Genomic DNA, 6,000 nt, shown 5'->3' on the forward strand with positions numbered 1-6,000 from the left:
TTTGTGAGTGTTATAAAAGAAGTGAAAGTCTGGAAGAAACGGATATAATCGGTTTCTTCCAGACTTTTTTTGCTTTTTTGTAATATAAAAAAATTATTTTTCCTACATGATTTAATTATCTGTTTTAATATTTGAATTTTTTGTGAAATTAAACGAAGTTTTTATACTTTTTTTAAAACATAATGTTACAAAATAGACTTATTGTATTTATTTTATTTTTATATGAGATTAAAAATAATAATAAACGTACCAATGTATGAGAGGTATTAGTATATTTATTAGTAATTTGTTCGTTTATCTCTATATTGCTATTATATTAGCGATAACAATAATATATTGGGGGGACAAGAATGAATTTGAAATTTGCATCTAAATTGGAAAGATTAAGAAAAAGTAAAAAAGGAATTGGTGCTTGTGTTTTAGCTGCAGGGGTAACGGCTATTACTATGATTCCTCAAAGTGCTTATGCACATGGATTTGTTGAAAAGCCAAGTAGCCGTGCTGCTTTATGTAGTCAGAATTATGGAGCATTGAATTTAAATTGTGGAAATATAATGTACGAACCTCAAAGCCTAGAAGCACCTAAAGGATTCCCAGATGGGGGACCGATTGATGGAAAAATCGCTTCGGCAGGAGGACTGTTTGGAGGAATTCTTGACCAACAAACATCAAATCGCTGGTTCAAAAACACGATTAAGGGTGGAGCAAATACCTTTACATGGAAATATACAGCTGCACATCCTACAAGTAAATGGCATTATTACATTACAAAAAAGGGATGGGATCCTAATAAACCATTAACACGTGCTGAATTAGAACCAATTGGAACTGTGAAACATGATGGTTCTGCCGCATCAAATAATTTAACACATACAATTAATGTACCAACTGATCGCAATGGTTATCATGTCATTTTAGCTGTATGGGATGTAGCAGATACGTCAAATGCGTTTTATAATGTAATTGATGTAAATCTAGTAAATAATGAAACTCCCGATACAGTAGCTCCAAGTCAACCAACTGAATTAAATGCCTCTAAAGTTTCTGCCAATAGTGTTGAAATAACATGGAAGGCCTCTACTGATAATATAGGTGTAAAAGAATATCAAGTGTTACGTAATGGCGAAGTAATTGATACGGTACCAGGTACAACTTTTATTGATAAAAAACTAAAAGCAGATACGGAATATACCTATACAATAAAGGCATTAGACTCTGCTGGAAACATATCAAAAGAAAGTGAAAAACTAAAGGTTAAGACAGCACATGCAATCCCAGATATAGAGGCTCCAACTCAACCAAAAGGATTACATAGTATGGGTACAACAGCGACAACTGTTGATTTGATGTGGAGTCCGTCTGAAGATAATGTAGGTGTTGACCATTATATTGTATATAGAGAAAGCGCTGGGGTTATGAATAAAATTGGGACAGCGGCTAATACATCCTTTATGGATAAAGATTTGAAGGCTAATACATCGTATAAATATGTAGTGACGGCGGTTGATTTAGCTGGAAATGAATCTAGTAGAAGTGATGTTTTGAATGTAACAACAAAGTCAGAGGATTCCACATATGAAAAATGGGATGCAAGAAAAGCATATACTAAAGGCGATAGAGTAATACATGAGGGAAAAGTGTATGAAGCAGTTCAAGATCATCAAGGAAATGGCGACTCAAATTGGATTTTTGCCTTATCGCTTTGGAAGCCAGTTTTGAATAAGTGACAGGTGGGAAAAGGTAGTTAACATTTTTGGGTTTTCTTTTAAAAATTAAGGGCTGTTCCAAATATGAATTATCTTATGATTTAAATGTTGAACTACTCACCACTTAACGTCCTAACGGACTGTTTGAAGTGGGAGATTCCTGCGAACACCGATGTATCCATCAGTTATCTTAGCAGGCTCTACCCGCAGTCCCTACGGTGAGAACATAAGTATCTTGTACGCTGACTCACCACACTCCCTACTTTAGCTTGGTTTTCGCGATTTTGAGAAGCGTGGGGCGATAGAACGTTGAAGATTTTACGGTTGCAACGTTTTTCTGCAACCAACCTCATATCTTCAGTTTTCGAAGAGCAATCTGTACAAGTAAATGATAGCAAATATGTTGACTTATGCCAACCGACATTCATCTCCCACCTAAAATTGGTGTTTCGCACCTTCACATTTTTGAGGAAGGAGTCTTCTTTCGGAAAACGATAAATCAATAAGATTTAAATCCCATCCTAATGTTTACGAAATGAAATTAAAAAAGAATCCCAATGGAATTTCATTGGGATTCTTTATTTTCTAATTTGTAATAGCGTATATTTTCACTGTGAATTTGTTAGTGGCACCCATTGGACTTGCAATATAATATTTAGTATTTGTGTAAGCTTCAGTCCTAGATCCATGTGAAATGTTTTTCCAACGAGTAGAATCTATTCCTAGGGAAACATCAATCATTACATTGAAAGAGATAGTAGAAGAATAATCTTTTTCTGAAGGCTCAATAACCCATTTTAATTCTTTGGTACCTACAGGTAAACTATCAATTTTAAAGTTTTGACTGGATCGATTTTGTTGTCCGGATAATGGACTAGATTCAGATGAAATTTGCGAAATTAATATTTCTTTTTCATTAGAATGTATGCCATTTAATTTAATGATACTATCAATTAAACCTGGACCAGGAAAATCAGCTGCGATGATACCAGAATGTTTAATTATGCCTTGTTGTAAGAGTTCGGTCCCAAGTGTATTCATTCCCCCATAGTATACTTGTCCGTTTCTATCGCGAGGGAAATCACTCCATGCATTTGTGGAATTCGTTTGAATCAATTTAGGACTACTATCAGTATTTCTGCTCTCTTTTCCGCTTGCAATAAACCAAGGATATACATTATTTAAAAATGCTGCTGCGCCTCCCGTACCACTAAAATGGTTGAGATAAATTTTTCCATTATTAAAGTTAGTATTTGCATTTTGTAGATGGTTTTTTATCTCAGTCCATTTTGCATATATTTCATCTGGTCCGCTTCCAATTTCAAACTTATCTTGTATATTCAAACCTTCGTAATCAATACCGTACAATTGAGTGGATGTAAAGTTTTGTAAGATTACAATTTTCCCGCGGGTATCTCCTAAAGTAGGGGTATTTCTATCTGAAGTTGATACGGAATTAGGATTCCAAAAATATGAAGCATTAACGTTTTTATATTTTAAAAATATCTCCTCAAATGATAGAGAGCCGCTTTCAGGAGTAGTTTCTTCTTTTAGGCGCATTAATATTGTTTCTGTTGGATGATCTTTTAAAAATTGAATTGTCTCTTTTAATACATCTTCAAACATAGTTTTTTGATTTACAATGCCATGATACATTGCAAAAGAATCTTTTACACGTTTAACACGCATATCTACATATCGGATTCCAGAATTTAATTGTTGTGATAGACTCATAGTTTGATTTCTTGTCAAATTTTCATCAAGAAAGCTTACTCCATGTAAAGCCATGGTACCATGAGTCCCTGGAATAGATATTTCACTTAATTTTGTAGAATCTTCTATTTTCGACATCCACGCTGGATTTTGATATCCTATATTGGATTCATAGGAATAACCTGAATGACTATCAGCTAAAATAGTAGATGGTGTACTTAAACTTGCTAGTGTAATACAAGTGAGGATGCTAATTTTAATGAAATTTCTCATTTTTATTTTCTTCATTTGATCTCTCCTGATTTTTAAATAATCGCTAGATGATTTTTTACTATATTTATTGTTTTTCATTCTTAAGGTAATAAATTTTTGGAGTTGATAATAATTAAAAATAGGGGGAGTAAGTTATTTGAGACTTTAATAATTTGTTTTTATGAATTGTACCTAATAGCCAAACGTATTCTTGAAAAATCGAAATATAGCCTCCAAAAACCAACCGTTGCTCGTATTGTATACAAACAAAACAGAAGCCTTAAAAAAGACTTCTATTTTGTGACATATAATGAATGATAAGGTGGTAAACAAATCAAGATAATGTGACTGAGTGGTAAAAATTTATTAATAGCTGTTTTAGAATCTCTTATAACAATGCTAATAAAAATTGGGAAATCCTACTCATTAAAACTTAGACTAACTACAGTTGCGATTGATTGGGCTGCATGTTCCCAGCTTCCGTCTATAACTTTACCAATCTGCTGACCAAGTGTATTTAAATCATTTGGATTAACTGGAATTCCATTATACGCAGCAAGAATTGATAAAAGTGGAGCAGCAAATGGTGTCCAACCACCTCTATCAATATTAAATACAGGTTTATCTAGTACCTTTCCATCTTGTACGGTAAACTCATAATAAAATTGATCATCTGGACGAAAACTTAAATGATGAGAAATTTGCCCCTTAACATATTTTTTTCCTGCACCTAGATTTACTACTTCTATTTCTTTCACATTAAATTCATGCTCAAATACTTTGATTTTTTTGACTTCTGGACCGTTTAAGGCAGCTTGAACGGCTGTTTCCAAATTGTTTTGTGCAAAAGGTTGAATACTCATTTGTGCCTCTTTTTGTTGAATAGGAACCTCTTTTTCTGCAGCAAACACTGAGGTAGTAGGTATTGCACCTGTAGCTAATGTAGCTGCAAGGGCTGTTGTCATGATGCTTTTTCTTTTCATCTTCATAGTTTTCCTTCCTCTCTTAAAGTTATGATATATAATCTTTTAAAGATTGACACGGTACAATTTTTATTCATAATGTACGTAAAAGTCAGTTTAAGAATAATGTGAAATCGTGTCAGAAAATTAAAGTTAATTATATATGTATTTAAGATGATATCTATCTACACATATTTTTTCAATTTTTAGATAAATGTAATGGTAATGACTTCTCAAGAATTAATTTAGCACCTTGTTTATCTAGAAAAATCCTATAAAATACATTTAGTTCATAGTAAAAGTAATATATTTGATATCAAGTGTCTTACATAATGCGATAAAATTTCACAATTTTTTATTATTATATACAGAAAAAGGTAACGAAACATAAGTAATATGTAATACTTGTTATAGGTGTGAATTATGCGAATATACTTATTGTAACAGCTAAGATGTTAGATAATATTTTGCTTAAAAACATTACTTATTGGTTATCCAGTTAAATATGAAAATGTAATGCTTGTTTCAGCATTAAATAATTTAACAGTGGATCCATCTTTTATGGAATGGCAGTGTTGGAAGTACTTAGGTATTATCAATAAGAACCCAATTTAAAATTCTCTTGGATGCAAGAGAATTTTTTTATTAGGAATAGTAAGGGGGAGGGAAGGTGCATTACATATGGGAAAAGGTAGAAGTAATAATGCTGGTAAAAATCAACCAAATTTTGATGATTCATCTAATTTTGCTAAACAAAGCCAGCCGACAGAAAAGAAGAAGAAATAAGAACAGGAGCTCTCTTGATAAAGGGAGCTCCTGTTAAAAGTATCCAGAACAACATATCGATGAATTAACCCAATAGTCTTAAAAACAAGGTTTAAATTTTTAAGAATGGCATTTAATTTAATATTATTTTCCCGCTTTTTTATACTAATTGACGCGTTAAATTCATTTGAAATGCTCCCTTAATGACGTTGGGCGTGACCTCAATTAAAATTTTTTAAATCTAATGGGACTAACCATTAAGAGAGCCAGAATTAATGTAATCCATGCATTGCTATATGAAAACAATCCCATAACAGTCAATGATAATCCTGCAGCTGGAATAGGTAATCCCTTAAAATATCCAATAGTTGGTTTAATACTAAATTTAGCTAATCTTAAAGCACCCATTGTTGGGAAAAGGATAAATGCCAAAGAAGTTAAAATAGAAGGTGTTGCTATCGTATGAAATAAAAGCGCAGGAGCAACGCCGAAACTAACAATATCAGCTAAGGAATCCAATTCTACGCCAAACTCACTGTTCACTTTTAATTTTCTCGCAATTCTTCCATCAAGAAAATCTAAAACAGCTGAAAAGAAAATGA

At 32.6% G+C, this 6,000-nt stretch carries 4 protein-coding genes; 1 reads left to right on the forward strand and 3 read right to left on the reverse strand.

The genetic code is table 11. From position 1 onward, the window contains the following. Positions 1-350: 350 nt before the first annotated feature. Positions 351-1,727, forward strand: a complete 1,377-nt coding sequence (locus tag MHB52_RS30445) for a lytic polysaccharide monooxygenase (protein WP_061662963.1) — start codon at positions 351-353, stop codon at positions 1,725-1,727. A gap of 564 nt (positions 1,728-2,291) precedes the next feature. On the opposite strand, the gene MHB52_RS30450 is transcribed toward MHB52_RS30445, so the two are convergent. The 3 genes from MHB52_RS30450 to pssA all read right to left on the reverse strand — a co-directional run. Then, a complete protein-coding gene (locus MHB52_RS30450) occupies positions 2,292-3,707 on the reverse strand; it encodes a phosphatidylinositol-specific phospholipase C (protein ID WP_061662965.1) in 1,416 nt (471 codons plus the stop codon). 383 nt (positions 3,708-4,090) lie between these two features. Continuing rightward, entirely contained in the window at positions 4,091-4,660 is a 570-nt protein-coding gene (locus MHB52_RS30455; protein WP_061662966.1) for a hypothetical protein, read from the reverse strand. 963 nt (positions 4,661-5,623) lie between these two features. Beyond that, the coding region (gene pssA / locus MHB52_RS30460; protein WP_137026867.1) for a CDP-diacylglycerol--serine O-phosphatidyltransferase at positions 5,624-6,000 on the reverse strand (377 nt) is incomplete at its 5' end.

The sequence above is a fragment of the Bacillus sp. FSL K6-0073 genome (genome assembly GCF_038006085.1).
GTDB lineage: Bacteria > Bacillota > Bacilli > Bacillales > Bacillaceae_G > Bacillus_A > Bacillus_A cereus.